This window comes from Streptomyces sp. HNM0575, from assembly GCF_012726265.1.
GTDB lineage: Bacteria > Actinomycetota > Actinomycetes > Streptomycetales > Streptomycetaceae > Streptomyces.
Genome location: NZ_JAASAG010000011.1, coordinates 211,562 through 238,210 on the forward strand (window position 1 = coordinate 211,562; position 26,649 = coordinate 238,210).

Genomic DNA, 26,649 nt, shown 5'->3' on the forward strand with positions numbered 1-26,649 from the left:
GACGGCCCTCTACTCCGTCTTGATCGCGGTCAGCATGTTCAGCTTCGCGGCCCGCCGCGCCGGCCACAGCGCCGCCAGCATGCCCACCACCGCGGCCAGTCCGAGGAAGATGCCAAGCCGGTCCCACGGCAGCACCAGCGTGTACGTCGACAGCGACAGCCCGACGATCCTGCCCGCCGCCCAGCCGAAGAAGACGCCGAGACCGATCCCCAGCACACCGCCGAAGAGGGAGATGACCAGCGACTCCAGGCGCACCATCCGCTTGATGCCCCGCCGGTCGAGACCGATGGCCCGCAGCATCCCGATCTCCTGGGACCGCTCGAAGACCGACATGGCAAGGGTGTTGACCACACCCAGCACGGCCACGATCACCGCCATGGCGAGCAGCCCGTAGAGCATGTTGAGCATCAGCGTGAAGGCCTTGGCGATGGACTCGGAGACGTCCTTCTCGTCCTGGACCTGCACGGCCGGGTTGTTCCCCATGGCCCGCTCCAGCGAGGTCTTCGCCGAATCGCTCGTGCCGTCCTTCGTCTTGACCATGACCTGCATGCTGGACAGCTGCTTCATGTGCGGATCGAGGGTTCCGGTGTCGAGCATGATCCCCTGGATCATCTCGTTGCCCTCGTAGACGCCCGCGACGGTCATCCGGCTCTTCTTGCCGTCCTCGAAGACGACCGGGAAGGTCGAACCGGTCTTCCAGCCCTTGGACTTGGCCGTGTCCTTGTCGACGACGGCCTTGTCGCCGGACAGCCCGTCCCAGCCGCCGGATACGAAGGGCAGGTCGGTGAGGTCGTCGATCGACCCGCCGTTCACGCCCGTCAGGTACTCGGTCGAACCGCCGATCCTGGCCGGTGAGTTGCGCAGCGGACTGACCGACTCGACCTGGTCGTCGTGGGCCAGCTTCCGCTCGACCTGCGGCGAGAGCGGTGACCGGTTGGCCATGCTGACCGTGTAGTCAGCCTTCAGCGCGTCCGTGGCCATCTTCTCGATGGCCTGCTGCACGCTTCCCGCGATGACCGTCATGCCGGTGATGAGGGTGAGGCCGATCATCAGCGCGGACGCGGTCGCGGCCGTACGGCGCGGATTGCGTACGGAGTTCTGCCGCGCCAGCTTCCCCGACACCCCGAAGATCCGCATCAGCGGCGCGGCCGCCGCGATCAACGGCCGCGACAGCAGCGGCGTCAGCACGAACACGCCGATGAGGAGCGTCGCGGCGCCCGCCCCCAGCGGCAGCTTCGCCGTATCGCTGTCGTCCATGCCCGCGCCGTACAGCACGAGCGCCGTACCGGCGGCGGCCAGCAGCGCGCCGAAGGTGTTGCGGATGACCAGCGAGCGCGTCGTCGCCGCCGCGTGAACGCTGCTCATCGCGGCCACCGGCGGGATCTTCGCGGCCTTGCGGGCGGGCAGCCACGCGGCCAGTACGGTCACCACGATCCCCGTGGCGAGCGAGGCCCCGATGGCGGTTCCGTCCACGATGAGCGGACCGTCCGGCACCTCCGCGCCGAACCGGCCCATGAGGGAGCGCAGCACCGCGCCGACGCCGACTCCCGCGGCCAGTCCCGCCACGGCTGCCACGGTGCCCACGACGAGCGCCTCGACGAGCACGGAGCGGGTCACCTGGCGGCGTCCCGCGCCCACCGCCCGCAGCAGCGCCAGTTCCTTGGTGCGCTGGGCGACGAGCATCGTGAAGGTGTTGGCGATGATGAAGATGCCGACGAAGAGCGAGATTCCCGCGAAGACGAGCATCGCGGTCTGCATGCCGCTCATGCTCTTCTTGATCGCCTCCGACTGGTCGTCGGCGAGCTTCTTTCCGGTCACGGCCTCCGAACCGGCCGGGAGGATCTTCTTCGCCTGCGCCTTCAGCTCGCTCTGCGAGGTGCCGTCGGCGGCCTTCAGCGTGATCTGGTCGTACTGTCCCGGCTGGGCGAACAGCCGCTGCGCGGTGGGGGTGTCGAAGAGCACGAGGGTGCCGCCGGCCGCGACATTGCCGTCGTCGGTGTCGAACACGCCGACGACGCGCTGCTTGAGCACCGGCCCGTCGACCGACATCCGGGCGGTGTCGCCGACCTTGAAGCCGGTGCGCTGCGCGGTCGCGGAATCGACTGCGACCTCGTCGGAGGAACGGGGGGCACGGCCGTGCTTCATCGGGTAACGGGCGTCCTCGCCCCGGCCGTTGCGGCCCGCGTCGTAGTTGCCGCCCGAGGACTGCCAGCCCTTGCCGACGAGCTTGCCGTGCTTGTCGGCGAGGGCGGTGAAGCCGGTGACCGAGCCGCTGGCGCTCTCGGTGCCGGGCAGCGCGCGGGCCTTGTCGAGGGTGGCCTGCGACAGCCGCTTCACTTCGCCGGGCCTTCCGCCGGGTTCCGCGGCCGCGGAACCCGAGGGCGGCTCGATCGCGAGATCGACGTGGCTGTAGCCCTTCTCCGAACTCTTCTGGTAGGCGGCCGAGATGGTCGAGGTGAAGACCAGGGTGCCGGAGACGAAGGCCACGCCGAGCAGCACGGCGAGCACGGTCATCAGCAGCCGGGCCTTGTGCGCGAAGACGTTGCGCAAGGCGGTACGGAGCATCGGTGAGTCCTGGGTTCTGGGTCCGGGATCCCGACGTGGGACCCCGGGACCTGCGGTCCTGGTTCGTGGGTGCCGGGCCCGGGCGGGCTGTGTCACCGCCGGGGTCGGCGGCGCCGGGCGAGGGCGGGTGCGTGCGGAGGCGTCTTGTACGGAGGCGTCTCGTACGGAGGCGTCTCGTACGGAGGTGCCGCGTACGGAGGCGTCTCGTAGGGACGCCCGGTGCGTGCGGACGCCCGGTGCGCGCGGACGCTCAACTCGTCACGACGCTCAGTTCGTACGCACCCTCGCGTCGAGGTTCTTCATGCGCTCCAGCACCGACTCGGCCGTCGGCCCGTACATGTCGTCGACGATGCGCCCGTCGGCGAGGAAGACGACGCGGTCGGCGTAGGAGGCGGCCACCGGGTCGTGGGTGACCATCACGATCGTCTGGCCCAACTCCCGTACGGAGTTGCGGAGAAAGCCCAGCACCTCGGCCCCGGCGCGCGAGTCGAGGTTGCCGGTCGGCTCGTCACCGAAGATGATCTCCGGCCGGCTGGCGAGCGCACGGGCCACGGCCACGCGCTGCTGCTGGCCGCCGGAGAGCTGGCTCGGGCGGTGCTTGAGCCGCCCGGAGAGACCCACGGTCTCGATGACGCGGTCGAGCCACGCCTGGTCGGCCTTGCGGCCGGCGATGTCGAGCGGGAGCGTGATGTTCTCCATCGCGTTGAGCGTCGGCAGCAGGTTGTACGCCTGGAAGATGAAGCCGATCCGGTCCCGGCGCAGCTTCGTCAGCTTCCGGTCCTTCAGCCGGGTCAGCTCGGTCGCACCGATCAGGGCGCTGCCGCTGGAGACCGAGTCGAGACCGGCCATGCAGTGCATCAGCGTGGACTTGCCGGAGCCCGACGGCCCCATGATCGCGGTGTATTCGGCCCTGCGGAAGTCGACCGAGACGCGGTCCAGGGCGACCACCTTGGTCTCGCCCTGCCCGTAGACCTTGGAGAGGTCCACGGCGCGCGCTGCGGCGACACCGGAGGGCGCTGGTGCGGCGGCCGGTACGGCGGAGGAGTAGGTGGTGGTCACGGGAGTGCGCTCCTGTCGGGACGGTGTACGGCTCTAGGGACCACACCATGTTGTCCTTCCGTGCGCCCCCGCGGATCAGCCCCCGTGCCGGTATCGGGGCACGCCTTCCGAGGTACGGACTCCGTGGGCGGTCATCCCTGGGTATGACGGATTCCCTGAGTCCCGGACGAGGGCCGGTGAGTCCCGGACGGGGGACGGGACTTGGCAACGGGACCGTGACCGCACGGGGAACGGGGACCGCGGGGCGGGTCCGTGCGATGCATGGGCGGCACTGATACGCGGAAGACCGATTCCAGTGTCCGGACGGCGACTTTCCGTCATTTCCCGTGACAGAGACGCCCTCGGAGCGGGGCTCCGAAGTGGGGACCGCGGTGCTGACGCCTCGTCAGTTGCCCATAAAATAAGACAACATCGGGATGACGCCCGGCAGTTGGGGGTCTGACGCTGGATAGGCTCTACCTGCACCCTGGGGTAGGAACCCGCACGCTCTGCGTAATCAGCGGGTCCTGGAGCCGGTGCCCGGATGGTGGAATGTAGACACGACGAGCTTAAACCTCGTTGGCCCTGAGGGCCGTGCCGGTTCAAGTCCGGCTCCGGGCACCACCCATGCGCCAGAGCCGTGACGCCCCGTCGGCAAGCGCCCCCTCACAGCACGCACCCTCAGCCCTCAGCCCCCGGCAGCCGCCGTCAGCGAAGCCCATGACGTCAGGGCAGGGTCTGTTCCGTCCAGATCGTCTTGCCCGAGGTCGTGTAGCGGGTGCCCCAGCGCTGCACCATCTGCGCCACGATGAACAGTCCGCGTCCGCCCTCGTCGTCGGTCGCGCTGTGCCGGAGGTTGGGTGACGTGTGGCCCTTGTCGGAGACCTCGCAGTGCAGGCTGCGGTCCCGGATGAGCCGCAGATAGATGGGCCCGACCGCGTGCCGGATGGCGTTGGTGACGAGCTCGCTGACGACGAGTTCGGTGGTGAACGCCATCTCGTCCAGGTCCCATTCGGAGAGCTGGTCCAGCACGAGCGTGCGGGCGCGGGCGACGGCGCTGGGCTCGGCGGTCAGCTCCCAGCCGATGACCTGGTCCGCGCCGAGCTCGTGCGTGCGCACCAGCAGGAGAGCCGCGTCGTCGGTGGCCGGGCCGTCGGGCTGGAGTTCGTTGAGGGCGCGGTCGCACAGCTCCTCCAGGGTGCCCTCGCGGTCGCTGAGCACGTCCTTCAGCTTCGCGACGCCGGTGTCGATGTCGCGGTCGCGGTCCTGGACGAGTCCGCCGGTGAAGAGCGCGAGGAGGCTGCCCTCGGGCAACTCGATCTCCATGGCCTCGAACGGCAGCCCGCCCACGCCCAGCGGCGGCCCCGGCGGGATGTCCAGCAGCTGGAACTTCCCACGCGGGTCGACGCTGGCCGCCGGAGGGTGGCCGGCCCGGGCCGCGGTGCACTTGCGGGAGACCGGGTCGTAGACGGCGTAGAGGCACGCGACGCCGAGGCCCTCGTCCGTGCCGGGCACGGCACCGGGCTCCTGGTCCTCTGCGCCCTGGAGCACGAGGTCGTCGAGGCGGGAGAGGAGTTCGTCGGGCGCGAGGTCGAGCCGTGCCAGCGCCCTGACGGTGGTGCGCAGCCGCCCCATGGTGGCGGCCGCGTGCACGCCGTGGCCCACGACGTCGCCGACGACCAGGCCGACGCGCGTACCGGAAAGGGCGATCACGTCGAACCAGTCGCCGCCGACGCCCAGTCCGACGTCGGACGGCAGATAGCGGTGCGCCACGTCGACGGCGGACTGCTCGGGCAGGCCCCTGGGCAACAGGTTGCGCTGGAGGGTCAGGGCGGAGGCGCGCTCGCGGGTGTAGCGGCGGGCGTTGTCGATGGACAGGGCGGTGCGGGTCGCGAGCTCGTTGGCGAGGGCGAGTTCGTCGTTGTCGAAGGGGGCCGGATTGCCGGTGCGCATGAAGGTGGCCAGGCCCATGGTGGTGCCCCGTGCGCGCAGCGGCACCGCGAGCGTGGCGTGGACGTCGTCGTCCGCACCTCCCTCGCCGGGGCGCCGGTCGACGGTGACGGCCTTACGGGACGCCAGCGAGGCGAGCTGCGGCGAGCCCGGCTCGTACTCCACGGGATAGGGGCCCTCGGTGGGCGCGTCCTCGCTGCCGGCGCCCGTGTACGGGGTGCCGAGCCGTTCAACGACTCTTATCAGGGACGGCGACTCTCCCTGCGGGCGTGGCTCCTCCCCTTCCAGCACCCCCTCGACCAGGTCCACGCTGACCCGGTCGGCGAAGGCGGGGATGGCCACCTCCGCGATCTCCCGGGCCGTCGTGATCATGTCGAGGGTCGTGCCGATGCGGACGCCCGCGCGCACCGTCAGCGCGAGCCGCTGCTGGGCGCGGTAGCGCTCGGTGATGTCGAGGGCGTCCTCGCAGACGCCGATCACGTGCCCGTCGGCGTCCATGAGCCGGTAGTACGCGCACGACCAGACGTGGTCGTGCTCCGGGTCGAACGGCGGCCGGGCCTCGTAGAGCAGGCCGAAGACGGGCTTGCCGGTGTCGATCACGTTCTGCATGACCTCTTCGAGCGAACTGGGGTAGCCCTCCGAGATCACCTCGCCGCCGTCGTACAGCTCATTCACGCGCTTCCCGGCGTACTCGCTGAACTTGCGGTCTATCTCCGTCTGATACTTGGCGTTTATCCACGTCAGCCGCAGATCGGTGTCGTAGATCCCCAGGCCGATCGGGGACTGCGTCGCGAGCCCGCGCAGCATGGCCTGGTGCGCCTCCCAGGAGCGCAGCGGCTCCAGCGCGGTGGCGACCATGATCTGCGGTGAGCCGTCCCGGCCCTCCAGGGAGCAGACCGTCGTGGCCACTTCGATGCGGTGGCCGTCCCGGTGGAGTGCGACGCTCGCCTCGCTGCGGCAGGCCGGGCCGACGGACCGGTCGAGGAGGTCGATGAGCGGCTGTTCCTGGGACGTACGGTCCACTATCAGCGTCTCGAGCGTCCGGCCCAGAATCTCGCGCGGTTCATAGCCGAAGAGGTCTCCGGCGGCTTCGCTCCACCCGATGACCACGTTCTCGCTGTCGAGCAGCACCGTGGCCGCACTCGTGACGTCGAGTGGCCCACGGAAGTCGATGGTCTCGGCCTCGCTCCACGCATTCATGGCACCAATCCAGCCCGCATACGTTTCTTACAGGGTCGATCCATACGGGAGCAGATACAACCGCAGCGGGCAGAGGGACGTACCTGTCATCAAAGCGGTGCATAAGCGTGCAGGGCAGCGGACGGTGCGGGGGTGGATACGTACCGTTCCGGTGTGGCTTGTCCTGGCGGCGGCAGGTGTGCGGGGCGCGCGGAAAGGCTGGAATTCGCGGGCGCACGAGTCGGCGCAGGGGGCGCATCGGGCTCATGCGTGTGCCGGACGGCGGGTGGCCGTGATCGCACGGAGGGTGACGTACGGGGCGGATGGGCGCCATCGAGCGTGATCGCCGGGGCGGTTGAGCGGACGCGTCGGGGGTCGTCGTGGGCGCCGGGCCGAGGCAGCTCGCGGGTTCAGCGGGTCACCCGGGCCTCACCGGTTCACTGCGGTCCGCGGGGGTCACGGCGCGGGCGGCGGGCGATGTTCCTGCGGCCGGGCTTCGGCGGCGGACGGCGCCTGGACCGCGGAACGGAGCAGGTGGGACACCAGTAGCCGAGCCCCTGCCGGTACGTCCAGCCCTGCTCTTCGAGGTAGGGCGCGGCACGGCTGCTGCTGTGCAGGACGTGCCCGAAGAGATCGTCCTCGATGGGCGGCGGCGGTTCGTGGATCACGAGGTCGAATACGGCGCGAGCAGGACAGCCGATGTCGTCGCAGGCCAGATAGAAGCGCACCGGCCCGGGGGCGTCTCCCTCCGTCGTCAGACTCATGTCTCAACGCTATGCAGCGCGCACGGCCCCGGTGGTGCTGTTGCCGAACCGGGGCCCGCGGGACCGGGCGGGGCGGCCGATCCGGCCACCGGGCATCCGTACGGCCGGAAGGTGACCCGTCTGCACGCGGCCGGAAGGCGACCGGTCTCCAGCGGGCGGGGGCGGCGGTAGATGCGGTCCGGGCGGGCCCGGGGCCTTGGTCCGCTCCGTTGCCAATCGCCTGTGTCGCTACCTCTCAGCCGCCGAGCCCGTGACATATGGGAGATGCTGATGTTCATCGGACACATCCCCCGGATCCGGACGGCCCCCGGTGACGCGGGCCCGCTCAAGCGCCGTGGAGTGGCATGTCGTTCATGGTCTATCTGTACGGCCTGGTCGGGGCCTGCTTTCTGGGCCTCGGCTTCGTACTCCAGCAGGAGGCCGCAGCCCGCGCCCCGCTGGCCGACATCCTGTCGTTCCGGCTGCTGCTCGACCTGATGAAGGTGCCGCGCTGGCTGTGCGGCATCGGATTCATGGTGATCGGCCAGATCCTCAGCGCGCTCGCGCTGGCGCAGGGCGACGTCTCAAGGGTCGAGCCCCTGCTCGCCACCAATCTGCTCTTCGCGATGGCCCTGGCCCGCTACATCAGCGGGCAGCGCCTGGGACGCGCCGGCTGGGCCGGTGTGGTGCTGCTCAGCGGCGGCGTCGCGATGTTCATGGTTGCGGGCGCCCCCGAGGGAGGCGACGAGGAGCACATCAGCGCGCTGCGTCACTGGCTGGTGCTCGGGTCGGTGGTGGCGATGGCGCTGGTGCTCGTCGTGATCGCGCGGCATCTGCGGCTCGTGGAGGAGCCGCCGCTGCTGGCCGCGGCGGCGGGTGTGCTGTACGGCCTCCAGGACGCGCTGACCAGGGAGGCCAGCAGCATCCTGAACGACTCGGGCATCACCGGACTGGTCACGAGCTGGCAGCCGTACGTCATCGTGGCCTCGGCCGTCGTGGGACTCGTGCTGGTGCAGAGCGCCTTCGAGACGGGACAGCTGCGGCAGTCGCTGCCCGCGCTGACGGCGGCCGAGCCGCTGGCGGGAATCGTGTGCGGCATCGGCTTCCTCGGCGACACGGTGCAGTTGACCCCGCTGGCGATCACGGGGCAGATCATCGGGCTCAGCGCCGCGGTGGGCGGTGTCTTCATCCTCGGACGGCACCCGGCGATGCCGACGGGAGCCTCTGGCAACTCGGGGCGGTCGGGCGAGGAGCCGGCGCTCGACGACAGCGGCCGTCGGCGGTAGCGGGGCCGCGGGGCCGCGAGCCAGCGGAACGGCGAGGTAGCGAAACCGTGGGGCAGCGAAACCGTGGGGCAGCGAAACCGTGGGGCAGCGGAACAGCGGGGCCGGGCCGTACGGCCCGGTGTCATTGCGGAGGGGCGGGCTCGGCAGGTCCGCGCGGCGGTGTCCGCTGTCCGCCGCCCTCCGCCCGGCCCATCCATACGTCGGCAAGCGCGGCCACCAGCGCGACCAGTACGAAGACCACGGACAGCATCAGCCCGTGCTGGTACGCCGAGCGCCAGTCGGCAAGACCCGGAGGACCGTGGCCCGCGCCCGAGTTGAGGCGGGTGAAGAACAGCGAGCCGACGCCCGCGATGCCGACCGCCGCCCCGATGCGCTGCCCGGTCTGTAGCACCCCGGCGGCGCTGCCGCCGCGCGCCACCGGTACGCGGGCGAGCGTCAGCGTCTGGTTCGGGGCGATGACGAGTCCGCTGCCAAGCCCCGCGAGCAGCAGCGGCGCCAGCAGGTACCAGGCCGTGGTGCGTTCCTCGATCTGGTGCGCCGTGAACGCGGTCCCCGCCAGGCCCACGGCCGTCATCGCGAGCCCGCAGGCGACGAGGCTCCGCCCGTACCGGTCCACGTACCGCCCGCCGAGCTGCGCCGACACCCCGGACCCCAGCGCGAACGGCGTGATCGCCAGCCCGGCCTGGAGCGCGCTGTAGCTCAGCCCGCTCTGGAGGAAGAGCGTGGTGATGAAGAAGATCGAGGTGAAACCGGCGAAGTGGAAGACGATCAGCGTGCATCCCGCCGAGTACGAGCGGATGCGGAAGAGGGAGAGCGCCACCAGCGGCTCCGTCCGGTGCCGGGTGCACCGCGCCTCCCACCGTACGAAGCACACCAGCAGCACCGCCGCCGCGATCAGCAGCAGCCACTTGCCGTCGCCGGGCCACTGCCGGGACTGGACGAACGGCAGCAGCACCGCCAGCACGGCGGCTCCCAGCAGCACGACGCCCAACGGGTCGAGGCTCCGCGTGGGCTGCCGGGCACCCGCGGTGGGGGTGTCCGGCAGCAGCCGCCGGGCGAGGAGCAGACAGACGACGCCGGTCGGCAGGTTGACGTAGAAGACCCAGCGCCAGCCCTCGCCCGCGCCGACGGCCTGGATGATCACGCCACCCAGCAGCGGTCCCACGGCGGTTGAGACGCCGACGACCGTGCCGAACATGCCGAAGGCCCTGCCGCGTTCCCGCCCGGAGAACATCTGCTGGATCAGGGCCGACACCTGCGGTGCGATCAGCGCGCCGCCCAGGCCCTGTACGAGCCGGGCGATCACGAGCCACGTGCTCGTACGGGCGGCTCCGCACCCGGCGGAGGCCAGCGTGAACAGGGCGAGCCCCGCCATGAAGACGCGGCGCCGCCCACGGGCGTCGCCCAGCCGTCCGGCGGGGACGAGGAACAGGCCGAAGGCGAGGGCGTAGCCGGAGATCACCCACTGGAGTTCGGACTCCGTGGTGTGCAGGCCCTGACGGATGGACGGGAGGGCGACGTTGACGATCGAGACGTCCAGCAGCGTCATGAAGCCCGCGACGAGGCAGACGGCCAGCGCCTTCCAGCGGCGCGGGCCGAAGCCGGGGTCCGCCGGCTCTTGGCCGGGAGCCGGTCCGCCGGGTGCCTCTTCGCCGGGCGCCGGTCCCTCGGGCGCCGGTTGGTCCGGCTCCGGCTCCGGCTCCGGCTCCGGTTCCGGTTCCTGCTCCGGTCCTCCGGACGATCTGGCTCCGGGCACTGACGCTCCTCCGCTCCTCGCTCCGTACGCCGGGGTCGTGGCGCCGGTCGTCGCCGCCGCGTCGTGGCGTGCGGGCGCGGGTACCCAGTCGCCCAGGAAGGGTGCCGTACGGAGAGCCCCGCGGAGAAGCGGGCGGCGGCGGAGGCCCGGAGAGCGATGTGCTCCCCTCCGGAAACTGGTCCGGAGGGGAGCGGACGCGTCACTTCTTCAGAAGCCCGCGCATCTCCTTGATCTCATCGGTCTGGGAGCGGCGGATCTCCCGTGCCATGGCCTTGGCCGGCTTGTACGAGCCGTCGGACTCCTCCGTACGGGCCATGTCGACGGCGCCCTCGTGATGTGCCGTCATGCTGAGCAGGAACTCGTGGTCGAACTGCTTGCCCGACATCTTCTTCATGTGCCCCATGTCCTGAGGCGTCATCATGCCGGGCATGGAGTGACCGGAGTGAGCCGAGTGCCCTGAGTGGCCCTGGCCGGCGGCCGGTACCTTCTCGCCCCACGACTTCAGCCATCCGGACAGCTTCTCGATCTCGGGCCTCTGCGCCTTGGCGATCCGCTCTGCGAGCTGCTTCACCTGCGCCGACTCCGCGCGTGACGAGGCCAGTCGGGACATCTCCAGGGCCTGGCGGTGGTGCGGGATCATGCCCTGCGCGAAGGAGACGTCGGCGGCTGCGGCGCCCTTCACGGGCTTCTTGCCGTTGTCGTGGGCGCCGCTTCCGTGGCTGCTGCCTCCGTGTGCGCCGCCGTCACCGCCGCAGGCGGAGAGCGCCAGCGCGGCGACGGCGGCGGACGCCGCGGCGAACACCGCACGGCGGACGGAAGAGCGGGGGTGTGAGTGGTGGTCGTTGAAAGAGCGGTCGTGGAAAGAACGGTGTGCGGTCATGCTCGTACTGCTCCTGCGTGTCGAAGAGTTGTGCCTTCTGGATGCGCCGGACACGGCGGCGGCCACGTAGGCCGTGCCGTGAGGCGCCCCTATATGCGCAGGAGTTGAAGCCGGTGCAGCGAGGGCGGCGCCCGTTCGCCGCCGGTGACCGGACGGCAGCCTTCGAGGCCCGTGGCGTACCGGGGTCCCGTGGCCGCCGCGAACGCCGCCCCGTCCATCGCGGGCCCACCGCTGGTCCCGCTCGCCGCGCACGTCGCGTCGGCGTGCGCGGCATGGCCGTTCATGCCGTCGCACTCGCACTCGTCGGCGTGCTGATGCTCCGGCAGCGGAGGGGTGGCGTGCGGGCCGTACGTACGTGCCTCGCCCGCCGGGTCTGCCGAGTCCACCGGAACCACGGCTTCCGACGGGTGCGCCTGCGTCGCGGGCTGTGCCGGGCGCGCCGAGCGCATCGAGTGCATGGAGCCCATCGAGTGCGCCGGGTGCGTCGAGTGGGAGGCCACGGAGGCCTCGGACTCGTGTGCGTGACTCGCCGCCGGAGACGCGGCCGTTCCGAGGCCGTGCATCGCGAGCAGCCCGTAGAGCAGCGCGACGACCAGCAACGGCGGTGCCCAGGCACGCCGTTGGCGCCGGCATGCGGGAGCCCCGTAGGACTCGGACTCCGGCGCGCGTTCGGCGATCACGAACGGCATCGTACGGTGACGGGCCCCGGCCCCGGCGAAGTTGTGCTCCATGGCGCAACAGCCCGTACCGCGGGACCGCCTCCCCGCACCGCCCGGTCCCGCACCGCCCGGTCCCGCACCGCCCGGGCCGCCGCCACGCCCTGCCCCCCGTACAAGCAGGTGTGCGTGACCGGGCGCGTGGTTGCCTGCCGACACCCGAGGGCACGGCCGGAACGGCCCTCTACGTACTGGCACACGGCGGCGTCAAGGCGGCCCTGTTCGCGTGCAGCGGGAACCTGCCCGACCGCTACGCCTCCGTCGACGAGCGGGAGTTGTACGGGCGGGCACGTGAACTCCCCTTCACCGGCGGCCTGTTCTTCCTCGGTGGGCTCGCGGTGTGCGGGATGCCGCCGTTCGGCACGGGCCTGGGCAAGGCGGTGGCGGAGGAGGCCGCGGGCCACACGGGGCACTGGCTGACCGCGGCGCTCGTACTGGTCTCCGCGGTGACCGGCGGCGCGGTGCTGCGCGCAGGGCTGCGGATCTTCGCGGGCGCGGGAGCGCGGCCGTACGAGGCGGGACGCCCCCGTGAGGCGGCGGACGCGCCGGACGGCCGCGCGCACCGGGGACGCGGGGACCACGGGGAGGAGAGGGGCCACGGTGAGCGCGGCGGCGACGGCCCCGCGCTGCCGCCGGCGGGCTGCTCTCCACGGCACTCGGGGCGGGCGTGGCCCTGCTGGGCGTACGAGGGCGTCCGTACGCGGAGATCACCGAACGGCTCCTCGGGCCGCTGCGCCGCCTACAGTCCGGGCACGTCGGCGACTACGTGGCCTGGACGGTCGCGGGCATCGCACTGCTCGCGCTGCTCACCGCCCCGGGCGCGCACACCCTGAACTGACGGACGTGCGCCTCCGCTTGCGGCGCCGGGGGTGCCCGCCCGTCCGGGCCCGTAACGGCTGTGTCGAGTCCGCCCCGGGGCGGTACAAGAACGGAACCAAGACGGAACCGGCAGCCGCTTTTCTTCGTTCTTGACACTGGAGTAGCGTGCTGGTTTTGCTAACGCATTACTCTGAAGGCTAGTGCCGTGCCGTGCGGCCATGGAGGAGTGAGATGAGGAGCAGCAACCCGGTCTTCTCGCGACGGGGGTTCAGCCGCTCAGGCGGCTATGCCGGTTTCGACACCGGCCAGCAGCCGCAGGCCGGGAACCCGTACGCGAACAGCCCCTACGCGAACAACCCTTACGCACAGCAGCAGCCGCAGGCGGTGGGCCGGCCCTACGGCGCCCCGCCCGCCGCCCCGCCGCAGACCGGCGTCATGACGATGGACGACGTCGTCGCCCGTACCGGAATGACGGTCGGTCTCGTCGTCGTCATGGCGGCCGTGGCCTGGATCACCGATCTCGGGCTCCCGCTGGCCGTCGGCGCCGGCCTCGTCGCGATGGTGCTGGCGCTCGTCCAGTCCTTCAAGCGCAAGGCCGTTCCCGCGCTGATCCTGGCGTACGCCGCCCTGGAAGGCCTCTTCCTGGGCGCCATCAGCAACTACGTCGACACGTACATCGCGCACGGTGCCGCCATGCAGGCCGTGCTGGGCACCATGGCGGTCTTCGCCGCGGTGCTCGTGCTGTACAAGACCCGGATCATCAGGGTCACCCGGCGCTTCTACCGGTTCGCGATGGCCGCGGCCATCGGCTTCGTGCTGCTGATGATGGTGAACCTGCTGTTCGCGGTCTTCGGCGGCGGCGACGGCCTCGGGTTCCGCAGCGGCGCGATGGGCGTCCTCTTCGGGGTCGTCGGGATCCTGATCGGTGCGCTGTTCCTGGCGCTCGACTTCAAGCAGGTCGAGGACGGAGTCGCCTATGGCGCTCCCCGCGAGGAGTCCTGGCTGGCCGCGTTCGGTCTGACCCTGACCCTGGTGTGGATCTACATGGAGTTCCTGCGCCTGATCGCGATCCTGCAAGGCAACGACTGACGCCGGCGAGCCCGGCGCAGCCCCGTCCCGGTCCGGCGTAGCCCCGGTCCGGGTCCGGTGCACACGGCGAAGGGCCCGTGGGACGGCCGCCGTCCCACGGGCCCTTCGCATGCGCGGACCGCGGGGGTCCGGAAGAGAACCAGAAGAAGTCTCGGGGGAGCCGGCTACAGATGGCGCGCAGCGCGCCGCAGGTCGTATTCGTGGATGATCGCTTTCGCGTGGCCATAGGCGAGGTTGTGCTCGCCTCGCAGCCAGCTGACCTTCTCCTCGAAGCGGAAGAGAGAAGGGCCTTCGTCGACGGTCCGCAGCCAGTCGGATACTTCACGGCCGGTGCATTGAGGGATGCGGGTGAGCATGTTCCGGTGGGTCTCTTCGGAGAAGATCTGGGACATCGGCGCCTCCGGACGCTGCCTTATAAAGTCCTTCCCGCCAAGGTGCCTGAGCGCGAGGGCGTTGGCAACAGTGTGTCGGGGGCGCATACCCTTGCGGCGTGCTCGATACAGGCCCCCTGATCTCCGCGGTGCAGCCCGCCGCCGACCGGCTGCGCACGCTTCCGGAGAGCGCTCTGCGCAGGGGCGCGGCCAGTGAAGGGCTGGTCCTGGCCCGGGAGTTGGCGGTACGGGCACAGCGTCTGGAGTTCCCCGGACGTGATCCGCTGGAGCTTCCCGACGTGGGGGTCTTCGCGGTGGGCGATCAGTTGCTGGTGGCCGCTCACGATCTGGCGGAAATCGTCCGCGAAGTTGACGCCGATCATGAACTCGCGGACGCCGTAGGGCTCGTTCAGTTCTCCACAGCGCGAATCGCCGCCGCCGCTACCGGGAAGCGATGACTCGGTCCGCGAGCAGATATGCGGTGCGGCCCTCGCCGTAGGCGAACGTCAGGGCGTATGCGCCGGAGACGGTTGACCCCCCCATCAGCACCGGCACGTCGCCCGCGCGCAGCGCCTCGCACAGCGCCTCCGCCGTCTCGCGGTGGCCGGGGGAGAGGCACACGGTCGTGCCGTCCTGGAAGAGGTAGACGTCGAGCGTGCCCAGCGGTCCCTGCCGTACGTCCGACAGCGGCGTACGGGCGTCGGCCAGCTCCGCGAGACGTCCCACGGTCTGCTCGTGGCCGGCCCGGCTCCTGGCGCGCGGCGGCTGCGCGGGGGCGACCGGGTCGCCGTGGAGCGTGAAGTCCGGCTCCGAGGGGTGACGGCGGCGGGCGGCGGTCACGCCGGGGTGCTGGTGGTCCTGGCCGCCGTCGGGGACGCCGGGGTCCGGTGCGCGGTCCGTGGCGCCGTGGTCCGCGGGCGGTGCCGGGGGCGCGGACTCCGTGAAGTCCGCGCGCCGGTCGAGGTCCCCGTGATCGGTGAGGTCCGTGAGGTCCGTGAGGTCGGCGTGGTCCATGGGCTCTATGTCGCGCCCCGTCTGCCGCGGTACGAAGACGCCCGGACCTGGCATGCCGGTGTGGTCGCCGGTGCCGTCGCCGTCGCCGTCCCGCAGTTCACGCAGGCTGCGCAGCACGTCGTCGTCGACGCGGCCCCTGAGCAGGGCGTCCAGGACGGAGGCGACCTCGTACTCCGTGCCGCGCCCGGCCAGCGTCGCCTCGTCGTCGGCGCCTCCCGCGCGCGACTCCTGCGCGGCCCACACGGCGCGGGCCTCGGCCAGCTCCCGCTCGCGCTCCTCCGCGATCGCCTCCGCGACGATGCTGTGGATCTCCTCGGCGGAACGCGCGTGCGGCACCTTGGCCTCGCGGGCGCCCCGGGCGCATTCGTCGAGCCGCCGGCGCAGGCCGCGCGCCGAGTGCAGGGCCGTGCCGGCGACCGCGGCGGCGCTCACCGCGGTCGCGAGCAGCAGCAGAGATATGGCGCTCACTGACGTACTCCCGTTTCCGTTCGTCCCCCCGGAGGCGGAGTCGACCGTAGTCCCAAAGGCCGTGAATAGGACAGAGGTGAGCAGGCATCTCGGCCGCACCCGTCATCGTGAGCAGGCGAAACGCGATGGTGCAGGGGGATAAATCACATCCCTGCACCCGCGTCAGCTCAGCCGCTCCAGCACCATCGCCATGCCCTGACCACCGCCGACGCACATGGTCTCCAGGCCGAACTGCTTGTCGTGCCACTTCAGGGAGTTGAGCAGCGTCGTGGTGATCCGTGCGCCCGTCATGCCGAAGGGGTGCCCGACGGCGATGGCGCCTCCGTTGACGTTCAGCTTGTCCAGGTCGATGCCGAGGTCGCGGTAGGACGGGATGACCTGGGCGGCGAACGCCTCGTTGATCTCGACCAGATCGATGTCCCCGATCGACAGCCCCGCACGTGCCAGCGCCTGCTTGCTCGCCTCGACCGGGCCGTAACCCATGATCTCGGGGGAGAGGCCGGAGACGCCGGTGGAGACGACGCGGGCCAGCGGCGTCAGGCCCAGCTCGCGCGCCTTGGTGTCGGACATGACGACCAGCGCGGCGGCACCGTCGTTGAGCGGACAGCAGTTGCCGGCGGTGACGAAGCCGTCGGGGCGGAAGACGGGCTTGAGGCCCTCCACGGCTTCGAGGGTCACACCCGCGCGGGGGCCGTCGTCCTTGGCGACCGTGTCCCCTCCGGGCGTGGTCACGGGCGTGATCTCACGCTCCCAGAAGCCGTCAGCGATGGCCTTCTCCGCGAGGTTCTGGGACCGCACGCCGAACTCGTCCATGTCCCTGCGCGTGACGCCCTTGTGGCGGGCCAGGTTCTCCGCGGTCTGCCCCATGGCGATGTAGACGTCGGGCACCTGCCCGCCCTGCCGCGGGTCCTCCCAGCCCCCGCCGCCCTTCTCGGCGCGCTCGGCGGTACGGGCCTCGGCGTCGGCGAAGAGGGGGTTGTGCGTACCGGGGATGCCGTCCGAACTCCCGTTGACGGAACGGGAGACGGTCTCCACACCCGCCGAGACGAAGACGTCGCCCTCGCCCGCCTTGATGGCGTGCAGCGCCATGCGCGTCGTCTGGAGCGACGAGGAGCAGTAGCGGGTGATCGTGCAGCCCGGCAGGTGGTCCATGCCCAGCTGTACGGCGACGACGCGGCCGAGGTTGTGCCCCTGCTCGCCGCCGGGCAGGCCGCAGCCGAGCATCAGGTCGTCGATCTGCGAGGGGTCGAGCTCCGGCACCTTGTCGAGAGCGGCCTTGACGATGTGCGCGGTCAGGTCGTCGGGCCGTACGTCCTTCAGCGACCCCTTGAAGGCGCGTCCGATGGGCGAGCGGGCGGCAGAGACGATCACTGCTTCGGGCATCACGGCTCCAGAGGTCGAGTTCGGTGTCGACGGGCCCGGTCGACTCCCTTGCGGGAAGGGGGTCTTCGGGTTTCTCCGGAAGCTACCTGCCCGTAGTCCGGGGGTCACTGCTTGCACGGTGTGACACCCGACTCTTTTCTAAGCGCTTGCTTTGGCCGCGTACGCGGCGGGGAGCGGCGGGACGGGGCGGGCTCGGCCGAGGGCACGGCGCGGTGGGGTTCGGCGGCCGGGGCCGCCGGGGTCAGGCGCGGGGCGGGTCCGGCACCCGCTTTGCCGCGGCGGCGTATGCGGGTCCGGCGGGGACGTCCTGGCGGGTCAGGCGCGGACCGGGTGCCCGTCTCCGGTGCTCGCGCCTGGAGCGCGCCCGGGTTTCGGCGCTGAGCGGAGGGCGGGCCGCTTCCGCTCCGGGGCCGCTGGGCGGAGCCCGGGTCTCGGACGGGTGCCCGCCTCCGGTGCTCGCGCCCGGAGCGCGCCCGGGCTTCGGCGCTCACCGGGCGGGGCGAGTCCGCTCCGGAACCGCCGGGCGGAACCCGAGTATCGGCGCGGCCGCCCGCCAGGGCTAGAGCGCCTGTTCCGGGGCGGCCTCGACCTCTTCCGCCGGCGGCAGCCGGCGCCGGCGGCGGTGCTTGAGCAGCGCCCAGGGCCCGCGGACGCCCGCGACCTCCGTGCCGCCCTCGGCGACCGCCTCCGCGGCCGCCCGCGCCACCGGGAGGATGCTCTCGCGACGTGCCGCGTCGGGACGCTCGTCCTCCGTCGGCCACAGCCCGAGCGACGCGCACAGCGTCGGCAGGATCGCCATCGCCGCCGTCGCGTAACCCTCGGCCGAGGGATGGTAGTTGTCGGGGCCGAACAGCTCGCGCGGATGTGCGGCGAACTCCGGGCCGAGCAGGTCGCCGAGGGAGACCGTACGGGCGCCCTCCTCGACCACGGCGATCGTCTGCGCCGCGGCCAGCTGCCGGCTCAGCCGCCGCGCGACCCACCGCAGCGGCTGCCCGACGGGCTCGATGGAGCCCAGGTCCGGGCAGGTGCCGACGACCACTTCGCAGCCCGCGGTGCGCAGCCGCGCCACCGCGTCGGACAGGAGCCGCACGGCGCGGGAGGGCGGCATCCGGTGCGTGACGTCGTTGGCGCCGATTATGACGACGCACACGTCGGGCGCGAGGTCCAGGTCGTGCTCGCCCAGGAGCAGCGTGACCTGGCGCTCCAGGTCGTCGGACTGCGCGCCGGGCAGCGCCACGTTGCGCAGTTCCACGGGGCGTTCGGCGACGGCGGCGAGCGCCGAGGCGAGCAGCGCGCCCGGCGTCTGGCGGGGCAGGTGCACGCCCTGGCCGGCCGCGGTGGAGTCGCCGAGGAAGCCGAGCCGCACGGCGCGCCCTCGGTGCTGTCCCGCGAAGGCGGCGCCGTAGACGCCGTCGGCCTTGGGAGGTTCGTCCTCCGAGCCGCCGATCCTGCGCTTGGCGAGCTGGGCCTCGGTGAAAAGCAGTCCGACCGCGGCGCCGCCGAGCAGGCTGAGGCCACCGCCGCCGTAAGCGGCCGCGGTCGCGATCCGCCGTGCCACTCTTGCGCTCGCCGCCTTCGACATCGGCATGTGTCTGGTCCGCCTCCTGCTGGTGGTTCGTGGGTGTGCTGCTGTACCGGGTGACGCGAGTGTCACCTGGGACGACACCGCGGGGAGTGCATGAAAAGGCACTCTGGTTGGGTAGTCGGTGTGAGCGCTGGGTGCGCGTCCTGTGACGTGCGGGCCGAGCGCCCTTAACACTGTGTTGCCCCGTGGGGACCGCTCTGCAACCTTCGCAACGGGCCTCCGGTGTGCGCGTGTTGCGCAATATCGTGACGGTAAGGGCACGCAACGACGCTGCCCACGGACGCGCGGAGACCACGTTGCAGTATCACGAGTCCATGATCGACCTTGTCGGCAACACCCCGCTGATCAAGCTGAACAGTGTTACGGAGGGTATCCGTGCCACGGTTCTCGCGAAGGTCGAATATTTCAACCCCGGCGGCTCCGTCAAGGACCGGATCGCGCTGCGGATGATCGAGGCGGCTGAGGCGTCCGGCGAACTCCGCCCGGGCGGCACCATCGTCGAGCCCACCTCCGGCAACACCGGTGTCGGGCTCGCCATCGTCGCCCAGCAGAAGGGCTATCGCTGCCTGTTCGTCTGCCCGGACAAGGTGTCGACGGACAAGATCAATGTGCTGCGCGCATACGGCGCCGAGGTCGTGGTCTGCCCCACGGCCGTCGATCCCGAGCACCCCGACTCGTACTACAACGTCTCGGACCGGCTCGTGCGCGATACTCCCGGCGCCTGGAAGCCCGACCAGTACAGCAACCCCGACAATCCGCGCTCGCACTACGAGTCGACCGGACCCGAGCTGTGGGAGCAGACCGACGGGCGGATCACGCACTTCGTCGCGGGCATCGGCACGGGCGGCACCATCTCCGGAACGGGCCGCTATCTCAAGGAGATCAGCGACGGGCGGGTGCGCATCGTCGGCGCCGACCCGGAGGGCTCCGTCTACAGCGGCGGGTCCGGGCGCCCGTATCTGGTGGAGGGCGTCGGCGAGGACTTCTGGCCGGAGGCCTACGACCGCGGCGTAGCCGACGAGATCGTCGCCGTCTCCGACAAGGACTCCTTCCAGATGACGCGCCGTCTGGCCAAGGAGGAGGGCCTGCTGGTGGGCGGCTCGTGCGGAATGGCCGTGGTCGGTGCGCTGGAGGTCGCGCGCAGGCTCGGCCAGGACGAGGACGCCGAGGACGCGGTGATCGTCGTGCTGCTGCCGGACGGCGGCCGCGGCTACCTCAGCAAGATCTTCAACGACGAGTGGATGAACGACTACGGCTTCCTGGAGGAGGGCGAGGCCACGGCCGTACGCGTCGGAGACGTACTGCGGCACAAGGAGGGCCCCATGCCCTCCCTCGTGCACATGCACCCCGAGGAGACGGTCGGCGAGGCGATCGAGGTCCTGCGCGAGTACGGCGTCTCGCAGATGCCGGTGGTCAAGCCCGGCGCGGGACATCCGGACGTGATGGCCGCGGAGGTCGTCGGGTCCGTCGTCGAACGGGAGCTGCTGGACGCGCTGTTCGCGCAGCGGGCCTCGCTCGGCGACCGCCTGGAGAAGCACATGAGCGATCCGCTGCCGCACGTCGGGTCGGGTGAGTCCGTGGGCGATCTGATGCCGGTGCTCGAACGGGCCGACGCGGCCGTGGTGCTGGCGGAGGGCAAGCCGGTCGGGGTCGTCAGCAGGCAGGACCTGCTGGCGTATCTGGCGAGCGGCACGAAGAAGTAGCGCCGCAGTCCCCGGCGGCGGGCCGGGCCAGCGGAGTTGGGAGGCGCCGGGTGAGCGGTCGCGGCGAAGTGTCAGGCAAGCGTCACGGGCGCGAAACGTGCGGTTGACACGCGTATCCCAGAGTGGATCGTGATGGCGACGGGGAACTCCGGAGCGGCTCCCGGATCCGTGTACGCCAGGACGCGACCGGTGGTGACCGGCGTGTATCCCCGCGGGGGGCTGCCGTTCGTCCCGCCCCGGTGTTCGCACCGGGGTTGCGGCGGCCCCCCGCCACCTCCGCACCCCCGTGCATCCCCCGTGTGCTCCCGCGGTCCCGGCTCCCCCGCCGGGTCGTGCGCTAGCCCCAGTCGCCGGAGGACTTGCGGCCGTCGTCCCTGCCGCGCCCGAAGGGCAGCCGGAAGCCGTTCGCCTGCACGGCGTTGACGCCGACGACGCCGGCCCAGCACACCAGCAGCCCCGGCAGTCCCGTGTTGACGGCGGCGATGGCCGACAGCGGCACGGCGAGCACCAGCGAGGCGACCGCCAGCAGCCGTGGACCCATGCCCTCCGGATACGCGGGCGAGGCGCCGCCCGCGGACGCCCGTGCGCCGCCGCGTGCGATCAGCATCTGCTGCTCCGCGGCCTGGCGGCGCAGCCGGTTGTCCACGACGGTCTCCAGGCGCTTGTCGAACTTCTCCAGGAACGAGGAGATCAACTCCTCGTCGTACTCCTGGCCGAGCTCTCTGCGGGTCTGGAGCGTGGCGTCGAGTTCTCGCCTCAGCTCGGGATCGCGGGCGTCCATGTGCGGGACATTACGCGTGCGGGCCGCCCCCGGCAGTGGTGCTAGCACCCGTATCGGCGGGCGGCTGCGCCCCACCTACGCCGCCCTCCGGCGGCTCCTCCGCCCGCAGCGCACCGGCGGACGGAGCGGGACCGAGGATCGTACGGTCCGGGATGTGGGCGGTGTCGTGCCGCGCGAGCAGCCAGTAGGCGACGGCGGGCACGGCCAGTCCCACGATCCAGGAGACGTCGGCGCCGCCGAGCGGCGCGACGAGCGGCCCGGTGTAGAAGTGCGTTGCCAGGAAGGGGAACTGGGCGAGCAGCCCGGCCCCGTACACGGCGAGGGCGCGCCACCGCCAGGCACCGTAGCGCCCGTCCGGATCGCTGAACGCGGGCAGGTCGTACCGCTCCTTGGCGATCAGGTAGTAGTCGACGAGGTTGATCGCGGACCAGGGCGTGAAGGCGGTCAGCAGGAAGAGCAGGAAGTCCTTGAACGAGGTGAGGAAGCCGTCCTTGCCGAGCAGCGCCAGCGCCGTGCCGGCCGCCATGATCCCGCCGATGTACGCGGCGCGGGCGCGCTGTGAGAGCACGGCCTGACCGCGGAAGCCGCTGACGCTGGTGACGAGCGACATGAAACCGCCGTACGTGTTCAGCACGTTGATGGTCAGCTTGCCCAGCGCGACGACGAAGTAGAGGGCGGAGGCGACGAGTCCGGCGCCGCCGAGGCCCACGACGTACTCGACTTCGTGACCGGTGAAGCGCCCGCCCGCGGCGGCCGCGGCGAGCGCCCCGAAGGTCATCGACCACTGCGAGCCGATCCCGGTCCCGGCGAGCGTCCACCAGAAGGTGGCGCGTGCCGAGGCCGAACGCGGCAGGTAGCGCGAGTAGTCGGCGACGTACGGGCCGTACGCCAGCTGCCAGGAGGCCGCCAGCGCGACCGCCAGCAGGAAGACGGGCAGCTCGAAGGCGCGGTCGGCGAGCAGGGTGCCGAGGTCGGCGCGCTGCATCAGCCGCGCACCGAGATAGATGAAGGCGAGCGCGCATATCAGCGACGCGAGACGGCCGAGGGTGTGGATCAGCCGGTAGCCGACGGCGGCGGCGACACCGGTGGCCAGCGCGAAGATCACGATGCCGGGGGTCTCGCCCAGCCCCGTCAGCTCCCCGGTCGCCTGACCCGCGAGCACGCTGCCGCTCGCGAAGAAGCCGACGTACATCACGATGACCAGCGCCAGCGGCACGATCGCACCCCGTACCCCGAACTGCGCCCGGGACGAGATCATTTGGGGCAGGCCAAGCCGCGGGCCCTGAGCGGAGTGGAGCGCCATCACGGCTCCGCCGAGCACGTTGCCGAGTGCGAGGCCGATGACGGCCCAGAACGCCCCCGCCCCGAACACGACCGCGAGTGCGCCCGTGATCACGGCGGTGATCTGGAGGTTGGCGCCGAGCCACAGCGTGAACTGGCTGAACGCGCTGCCGTGCCGCTCGCCGTCCGGTACGACGTCGATGGAGCGGCGCTCCACCAGGGAGCCCGCGCGGGATGTGGCCATCGTGCTCGCCCTGCCCTTCCGGTCCGTGACCGTCATTTCCCGTTGAGGTGGTGTTCGGCGGCCCAGTCCGCGGCGACGTCGTCGGGGTCCTTGCGCTCGACGTCGACGAGCCTGTTGAGCCTGCTCAGTTCGCCGGTCGTCAGCACGGCACCGAGGCGTGCCAGGGCCTTGCGCACGGGAGCGTCGGCCACTGCGCCGCGCACCACGGGGACGATGTGCTGCGCGGGCACCATGTGCTCGGGGTCGCTCAGCACGACCCAGTCGTTCCTGCCGATGTCGGCGTCGGTGCTGAAGAGGTTGGCGATGTCGACGTCGCCCTTCTTGAGGGCTCCCTTGACCAGCGGGCCCGAGGCGTCGAGCGCCTTGAACTCCTTGAAGGTGACGTCGTAGCGCTCACGGAAGCCGACGAGACCGACCACCCTCGTCTTGTCCTCGGCCGGACCGCCGAAGACCAGCTTGCCGTCGGTCTTCCGCAGGTCCGCGTAGCTCTTGAGGCCGTGCTCGCGCGCGGTGCCGGGGGTGACGACGAAGACGTCCTTGTCCTCGGCCGCGGCGTACGGCAGTACCTCGAGCGATGCGGGGAGCCGGGCCGCCAGGGCGTTCTGAAGCGCGCCGGCCTCGGTCTCCTCGGCCTTCTTGTCGAAGTGGAGCAGCAGGTTTCCCTGGTATTCGGGGAGCAGGTCGATGTCTCCGCCTTCCAGGGCGGGGACGACGACCTCGCGGGAGCCGAGGCTGGGCTTCACGGTCGCCTTCACGCCGCTTCCGCGCAGGGCCTCCGCGTAGAGGTATCCGAGTATCTGGTTCTCCGTGAAGTTGGCGGTGCCGACCACGAGTCCGGCTCCGCTGTCGGCGGCTCCGGAGCCGTCCGTGCGTTCGCCCTTGAGCGAGGTGATGCCGCTGGAACAGGCCGCGAGGGCGGGAGCGGCGGCCGCGGCGGCGAGCCCGCCGAGTACGGCCCGGCGGCGCGGGCTGGGAATGCTGGGCATGGCTTCTCCGTAGGGTCGTGCCGGGGAGTCAGCGTGCGTCGGCGGGCCGGTTGCGGAAGAGCGAGCGCTGGAGACCCGCCATCGCCAGGTCGAGCAGCACGGCGAGAAGGGCGACGAGGAGCGCGCCGCCCAGCACCTGGACGAGGTCGCGCTGTGCGAGCCCGTCGAAGATGTAGCGGCCGAGTCCGCCGAAGCTCACGTACGCGGCGATGGTCGCGGTGGAGACGACCTGGATCATGGCGAGCCGCAGCCCGGTCATCACCAGGGGCAGGGCGAGGGGGAGTTCGATGCGGAAGAGCACCTGGCCGCCCGTCATGCCGACGCCCCTCGCGGCGTCCGTGACGTCGGGGTCGACGGCCGTCATGCCCGCGTAGGTGTTGGTGACGATGACGGGGACCGCCAGGGCGACCAGCGCCACGTAGACGGGCCACATGCTCAGTCCGCCCGCCAGGAAGACCAGGGTCACCAGGCCGACGGTCGGCAGCGCCCGCCCGAAGCCCGCCAGGTTGATGGCGAGGAAGGCGAAGCGCCTCGTGTGCCCGATGAGCAGGCCGACCGGGAGGGCGAGCACGGCGCCGGCGAGGGTGGCCAGCAGGGAGTACTCGAGGTGTTCGAGCAGCCGTACGCCGATGCCGCCGGGACCCTGCCACTGGGCCGGACTGGTCAGCCACCGCAGGAGGTCGGAGAGGAGCTGAAGCATGGATCAAGCCTCCTCGGGCGTCGTGCCGCCGGCCGTGACGGTCCGTTTCGTGCGGGCGGCGGCCGTGGCCGTACGGTGCCGGGTCCAGGGCGTGCACAGGTACTGAACGGTGACGAGGAGGCCGTCCGCGAGCACCGCCAGCACCAGGGTCAGCACCACGCCCGCGATCACGGGCGTGGTGTAGCTGCGCTGGAAGCCGTCCGTGAAGAGCTGGCCGAGTCCGCCGTAGCCGATGTAACTCGCCACGCTCACAAGGGAGATGGTCATGACGGTGGCCACCCGCACCCCGGCCATGATCACCGGAAGGGCCAGCGGCAGCTCCACGGTGAGCAGCGTGCGCAGCGGCCGCGACCCCATGGCGACGGACGCCTCACGGGCGTGGGCGGGCACGCTGTCCAGGCCCTCGACGGTGTTACGGATCAGGACGACCAGGGTGTAGATGGTCAGGCCCGTGATCGCGGTGCTGCGCGTGAGGCCCGTGACGGGGAGCAGCAGCACGAAGAAGGCCAGGGAGGGGATGGTGAACAGGACGTTGGACGCGCCGAGGATCAGCCCCCGCAGCACGCGCACCCGGTGTGCGACGACCGCCAGCGGCAGGGCGATCACCAGGCCGAACAGCACCGCGGGCACGGCTATGGAGAGGTGGTCGAGGGTGAGCGCCGTCATGTCGCCGATGTGATCGGGGAACCAGCCCCAGTCGACGGCCGTCACGAGGCGGCCTCGGCCTCGGTCGTACGGACGTCTCCGCCGCCGGTGCCGCCGGTGCCGCCGGTGCCGGTGCCGGTGCCGGTGCCGTCTTCGGGCCCGTCGGCCCCGCCGGTGCCTGCCGTACGTGCCGTCGCCGCCGCGGCGTGGTGCGCGGCGGCACGCTCGTGCAGCGCGGCGCGGCCCGTGACTCCCGAGAGCATGCCGTCGCCGTCCACGCGGGCGACCGCCCTCGCCGGCGAGATGACGGACTCGTCGAGCGCGGCGAGCAGCGAGTCCCCGTCGCCCAGCGGCCGCAGGGGCAGCAGTTCGGCGTCGCCCGCGGTGCCGTCCGGGGGGAGGCTCCCGGCGTCGAGCCAGCCGACCGGCCTGCCGTCGGCGGCGACCGCCACCCGCCAGTCCCCTTCACCGGAAGGGCCGGGGGCACCGGAAGGGCCGGGGGCACCGGAAGCACCGGGGACGCCGGAAGCACCGGCAGAGCGGGAAGCGCCGTCGCCGTCCGAACGGAGGCCGGAGACCGGCTCGTCGGTCCGTACCGGCGTGACGGGCTCATGTGGCACGTCCGCCTCGCCGAGCGTGGTGAGCGAGAGCAGCTTCAGCCCGCGCTCGGCGCCCAGGAACCCGGCGACGAAGTCGTCCGCGGGCCGGGTCAGCAGCTGCGCGGGTGGCGCGCACTGCACGAGACGGCCGCCGGTGCGGAAGACGGCTATGCGGTCGCCGAGCCGTACGGCCTCGTCGATGTCGTGGGTGACGAAGACGACGGTCTTGCGCAAGTCCCGTTGCAGCCGCAGGAGTTCGTCCTGGAGCTGGGTCCGTACGACCGGGTCGACGGCGCCGAACGGCTCGTCCATCAGCAGCACCGGCGGGTCGGCCGCGAGCGCCCGTGCCACGCCGACGCGCTGCTGCTGGCCGCCGGAGAGCTGATGCGGGTAGCGGCCGCCGGAGTCCGCGTCCAGGCCGACGCGCTCCAGGAGTTCGGCGGCCCGGCTGCGTGCCTTGCGCCGTCCCCAGCCGAGCAGCAGCGGGACGGTCGCGACGTTGTCGAGGACGGTCCGGTGCGGGAAGAGCCCGGACTGCTGGATCACGTAGCCGATGCTCCTGCGCAGTTCGGCGGCGTCCGATTCGCGCACGTCGCGTCCGGCGACCCTGACCGTGCCCGCGCTGGGGTCGACCATCCTGTTGATCATGCGCAGGGTCGTGGTCTTGCCGCAGCCGGACGAGCCGACCAGGACGGTGACTTCGCCCTCCGGGAGTTCGAGTGTGAGGTCGTCGACGGCGGTGGTGCCGTTCGGGTAGTGCTTGCTGACTGCGTCGAAGCTGATCATCCGGAGTCCCTTGCCCGACTGCATATAGTCATGCACAGTCGTTTGGGTGTGAATAGATGTCAAGGGCCGGGCGTGAAATGCA

General features: G+C 71.5%; 21 protein-coding genes, 1 tRNA gene and 1 pseudogene. 6 read left to right on the plus strand and 17 right to left on the minus strand.

Annotation, left to right across the window (positions count from 1 at the left end; translation table 11 throughout):
* Nucleotides 1-9: 9 nt before the first annotated feature.
* Both HCC61_RS24840 and HCC61_RS24845 read right to left on the minus strand, forming a co-directional pair.
* Nucleotides 10-2,565, minus strand: a complete 2,556-nt coding sequence (locus tag HCC61_RS24840; protein ID WP_169138989.1) for an ABC transporter permease — start codon at nucleotides 2,563-2,565, stop codon at nucleotides 10-12.
* A gap of 267 nt (nucleotides 2,566-2,832) precedes the next feature.
* On the minus strand, nucleotides 2,833-3,624 hold the full coding sequence (locus HCC61_RS24845) for an ABC transporter ATP-binding protein (RefSeq protein ID WP_169138991.1): 792 nt from the start codon (nucleotides 3,622-3,624) through the stop codon (nucleotides 2,833-2,835).
* A 517-nt stretch (nucleotides 3,625-4,141) separates the two neighbouring features.
* Between HCC61_RS24845 and HCC61_RS24850 the strand changes: the two genes are divergently transcribed.
* Nucleotides 4,142-4,227 (plus strand) — tRNA-Leu (locus tag HCC61_RS24850).
* Between the two features lie 102 nt (nucleotides 4,228-4,329).
* Here the strand turns inward: HCC61_RS24850 and HCC61_RS24855 are convergent.
* The gene (locus HCC61_RS24855; protein ID WP_169138993.1) at nucleotides 4,330-6,753 is read right to left on the minus strand and encodes a SpoIIE family protein phosphatase; all 2,424 of its coding nucleotides are present in this window, start codon (nucleotides 6,751-6,753) and stop codon (nucleotides 4,330-4,332) included.
* A 416-nt stretch (nucleotides 6,754-7,169) separates the two neighbouring features.
* A complete protein-coding gene (locus HCC61_RS24860; RefSeq protein WP_169138995.1) occupies nucleotides 7,170-7,496 on the minus strand; it encodes a hypothetical protein in 327 nt (108 codons plus the stop codon).
* A gap of 353 nt (nucleotides 7,497-7,849) precedes the next feature.
* On the opposite strand from HCC61_RS24860, the gene HCC61_RS24865 reads away from it, so the two are divergent.
* On the plus strand, nucleotides 7,850-8,761 hold the full coding sequence (locus tag HCC61_RS24865) for a DMT family transporter (RefSeq protein WP_169139209.1): 912 nt from the start codon (nucleotides 7,850-7,852) through the stop codon (nucleotides 8,759-8,761).
* Nucleotides 8,762-8,882: 121 nt separating this feature from the next.
* Here HCC61_RS24865 and HCC61_RS24870 read toward each other — a convergent pair whose 3' ends face one another.
* From HCC61_RS24870 to HCC61_RS24880, 3 genes are all read right to left on the minus strand, one after another.
* The gene (locus HCC61_RS24870; RefSeq protein ID WP_169138997.1) at nucleotides 8,883-10,517 is read right to left on the minus strand and encodes an MFS transporter; all 1,635 of its coding nucleotides are present in this window, start codon (nucleotides 10,515-10,517) and stop codon (nucleotides 8,883-8,885) included.
* A 199-nt stretch (nucleotides 10,518-10,716) separates the two neighbouring features.
* The gene (locus HCC61_RS24875) at nucleotides 10,717-11,397 is read right to left on the minus strand and encodes a DUF305 domain-containing protein (RefSeq protein WP_169138999.1); all 681 of its coding nucleotides are present in this window, start codon (nucleotides 11,395-11,397) and stop codon (nucleotides 10,717-10,719) included.
* Between the two features lie 89 nt (nucleotides 11,398-11,486).
* Entirely contained in the window at nucleotides 11,487-12,077 is a 591-nt protein-coding gene (locus tag HCC61_RS24880) for a DUF6153 family protein (RefSeq protein ID WP_169139001.1), read from the minus strand.
* A 185-nt stretch (nucleotides 12,078-12,262) separates the two neighbouring features.
* Between HCC61_RS24880 and HCC61_RS24885 the strand changes: the two are divergent.
* Both HCC61_RS24885 and HCC61_RS24890 read left to right on the plus strand, forming a co-directional pair.
* Nucleotides 12,263-12,943, plus strand: a pseudogene (locus HCC61_RS24885) (proton-conducting transporter membrane subunit); the annotation flags it as partial.
* A gap of 220 nt (nucleotides 12,944-13,163) precedes the next feature.
* Nucleotides 13,164-14,021, plus strand: a complete 858-nt coding sequence (locus tag HCC61_RS24890; RefSeq protein WP_169139003.1) for a Bax inhibitor-1/YccA family protein — start codon at nucleotides 13,164-13,166, stop codon at nucleotides 14,019-14,021.
* Nucleotides 14,022-14,185: 164 nt separating this feature from the next.
* On the opposite strand, the gene HCC61_RS24895 is transcribed toward HCC61_RS24890, so the two are convergent.
* Nucleotides 14,186-14,413 (minus strand): DUF4287 domain-containing protein, encoded by a 228-nt coding sequence (locus HCC61_RS24895; protein ID WP_070013933.1) that lies wholly within the window; start codon nucleotides 14,411-14,413, stop codon nucleotides 14,186-14,188.
* Between the two features lie 98 nt (nucleotides 14,414-14,511).
* On the opposite strand from HCC61_RS24895, the gene HCC61_RS24900 reads away from it, so the two are divergent.
* Nucleotides 14,512-14,850, plus strand: coding sequence for a hypothetical protein (locus HCC61_RS24900; RefSeq protein WP_169139005.1), 339 nt, complete (start codon nucleotides 14,512-14,514; stop codon nucleotides 14,848-14,850).
* Here HCC61_RS24900 and HCC61_RS24905 read toward each other — a convergent pair.
* The 3 genes from HCC61_RS24905 to HCC61_RS24915 form a co-directional block, all read right to left on the minus strand.
* Nucleotides 14,834-15,874: a hypothetical protein gene (locus HCC61_RS24905; RefSeq protein WP_169139007.1), complete on the minus strand. Its 1,041-nt coding sequence runs from the start codon at nucleotides 15,872-15,874 to the stop codon at nucleotides 14,834-14,836. The genes HCC61_RS24900 and HCC61_RS24905 overlap by 17 nt on opposite strands.
* 162 nt (nucleotides 15,875-16,036) lie before the next feature.
* Nucleotides 16,037-17,257: an acetyl-CoA C-acetyltransferase gene (locus HCC61_RS24910; RefSeq protein WP_169139009.1), complete on the minus strand. Its 1,221-nt coding sequence runs from the start codon at nucleotides 17,255-17,257 to the stop codon at nucleotides 16,037-16,039.
* 559 nt (nucleotides 17,258-17,816) lie between these two features.
* A complete protein-coding gene (locus HCC61_RS24915) occupies nucleotides 17,817-18,845 on the minus strand; it encodes an SGNH/GDSL hydrolase family protein (RefSeq protein ID WP_169139011.1) in 1,029 nt (342 codons plus the stop codon).
* Between the two features lie 293 nt (nucleotides 18,846-19,138).
* Here HCC61_RS24915 and HCC61_RS24920 point away from each other — a divergent pair, with 293 nt between their 5' ends.
* Nucleotides 19,139-20,545, plus strand: coding sequence for a cystathionine beta-synthase (locus HCC61_RS24920; RefSeq protein ID WP_169139213.1), 1,407 nt, complete (start codon nucleotides 19,139-19,141; stop codon nucleotides 20,543-20,545).
* 337 nt (nucleotides 20,546-20,882) lie between these two features.
* Here HCC61_RS24920 and HCC61_RS24925 read toward each other — a convergent pair whose 3' ends face one another.
* From HCC61_RS24925 to HCC61_RS24950, 6 genes are read right to left on the minus strand one after another with little or no spacing between them, the layout of a single operon-like run.
* Nucleotides 20,883-21,326 carry a hypothetical protein gene (locus HCC61_RS24925; protein WP_169139013.1) on the minus strand — a complete coding sequence of 148 codons (444 nt, stop codon included), beginning with the start codon at nucleotides 21,324-21,326 and terminating at the stop codon, nucleotides 20,883-20,885.
* Between the two features lie 10 nt (nucleotides 21,327-21,336).
* Nucleotides 21,337-22,851: a cytosine permease gene (locus HCC61_RS24930; RefSeq protein ID WP_206322968.1), complete on the minus strand. Its 1,515-nt coding sequence runs from the start codon at nucleotides 22,849-22,851 to the stop codon at nucleotides 21,337-21,339.
* A 32-nt stretch (nucleotides 22,852-22,883) separates the two neighbouring features.
* Nucleotides 22,884-23,837: an ABC transporter substrate-binding protein gene (locus HCC61_RS24935; RefSeq protein WP_169139017.1), complete on the minus strand. Its 954-nt coding sequence runs from the start codon at nucleotides 23,835-23,837 to the stop codon at nucleotides 22,884-22,886.
* A gap of 28 nt (nucleotides 23,838-23,865) precedes the next feature.
* On the minus strand, nucleotides 23,866-24,537 hold the full coding sequence (locus HCC61_RS24940) for an ABC transporter permease (protein ID WP_169139019.1): 672 nt from the start codon (nucleotides 24,535-24,537) through the stop codon (nucleotides 23,866-23,868).
* A 3-nt stretch (nucleotides 24,538-24,540) separates the two neighbouring features.
* Nucleotides 24,541-25,203 (minus strand): ABC transporter permease, encoded by a 663-nt coding sequence (locus tag HCC61_RS24945; protein WP_169139215.1) that lies wholly within the window; start codon nucleotides 25,201-25,203, stop codon nucleotides 24,541-24,543.
* Between the two features lie 41 nt (nucleotides 25,204-25,244).
* On the minus strand, nucleotides 25,245-26,591 hold the full coding sequence (locus HCC61_RS24950) for an ABC transporter ATP-binding protein (RefSeq protein ID WP_346777380.1): 1,347 nt from the start codon (nucleotides 26,589-26,591) through the stop codon (nucleotides 25,245-25,247).
* Nucleotides 26,592-26,649 lie beyond the last annotated feature (58 nt).

What these genes read in the sequence shown, in the direction of transcription:
- HCC61_RS24840 (WP_169138989.1), bottom strand. Translation starts at nt 2,565, where the DNA reads ATGCTCCGTACCGCCTTGCGCAACGTCTTCGCGCACAAGGCCCGGCTG.
- HCC61_RS24855 (WP_169138993.1), bottom strand. Translation starts at nt 6,753, where the DNA reads ATGAATGCGTGGAGCGAGGCCGAGACCATCGACTTCCGTGGGCCACTC.
- HCC61_RS24860 (WP_169138995.1), bottom strand. Translation starts at nt 7,496, where the DNA reads ATGAGTCTGACGACGGAGGGAGACGCCCCCGGGCCGGTGCGCTTCTAT.
- HCC61_RS24865 (WP_169139209.1), top strand. Translation starts at nt 7,850, where the DNA reads ATGGTCTATCTGTACGGCCTGGTCGGGGCCTGCTTTCTGGGCCTCGGC.
- HCC61_RS24875 (WP_169138999.1), bottom strand. Translation starts at nt 11,397, where the DNA reads ATGACCGCACACCGTTCTTTCCACGACCGCTCTTTCAACGACCACCAC.
- HCC61_RS24890 (WP_169139003.1), top strand. Translation starts at nt 13,164, where the DNA reads ATGAGGAGCAGCAACCCGGTCTTCTCGCGACGGGGGTTCAGCCGCTCA.
- HCC61_RS24895 (WP_070013933.1), bottom strand. Translation starts at nt 14,413, where the DNA reads ATGTCCCAGATCTTCTCCGAAGAGACCCACCGGAACATGCTCACCCGC.
- HCC61_RS24910 (WP_169139009.1), bottom strand. Translation starts at nt 17,257, where the DNA reads ATGCCCGAAGCAGTGATCGTCTCTGCCGCCCGCTCGCCCATCGGACGC.
- HCC61_RS24915 (WP_169139011.1), bottom strand. Translation starts at nt 18,845, where the DNA reads ATGCCGATGTCGAAGGCGGCGAGCGCAAGAGTGGCACGGCGGATCGCG.
- HCC61_RS24925 (WP_169139013.1), bottom strand. Translation starts at nt 21,326, where the DNA reads ATGGACGCCCGCGATCCCGAGCTGAGGCGAGAACTCGACGCCACGCTC.
- HCC61_RS24930 (WP_206322968.1), bottom strand. Translation starts at nt 22,851, where the DNA reads ATGGCCACATCCCGCGCGGGCTCCCTGGTGGAGCGCCGCTCCATCGAC.
- HCC61_RS24935 (WP_169139017.1), bottom strand. Translation starts at nt 23,837, where the DNA reads ATGCCCAGCATTCCCAGCCCGCGCCGCCGGGCCGTACTCGGCGGGCTC.
- HCC61_RS24940 (WP_169139019.1), bottom strand. Translation starts at nt 24,537, where the DNA reads ATGCTTCAGCTCCTCTCCGACCTCCTGCGGTGGCTGACCAGTCCGGCC.
- HCC61_RS24945 (WP_169139215.1), bottom strand. Translation starts at nt 25,203, where the DNA reads ATGACGGCGCTCACCCTCGACCACCTCTCCATAGCCGTGCCCGCGGTG.
- HCC61_RS24950 (WP_346777380.1), bottom strand. Translation starts at nt 26,591, where the DNA reads ATGCAGTCGGGCAAGGGACTCCGGATGATCAGCTTCGACGCAGTCAGC.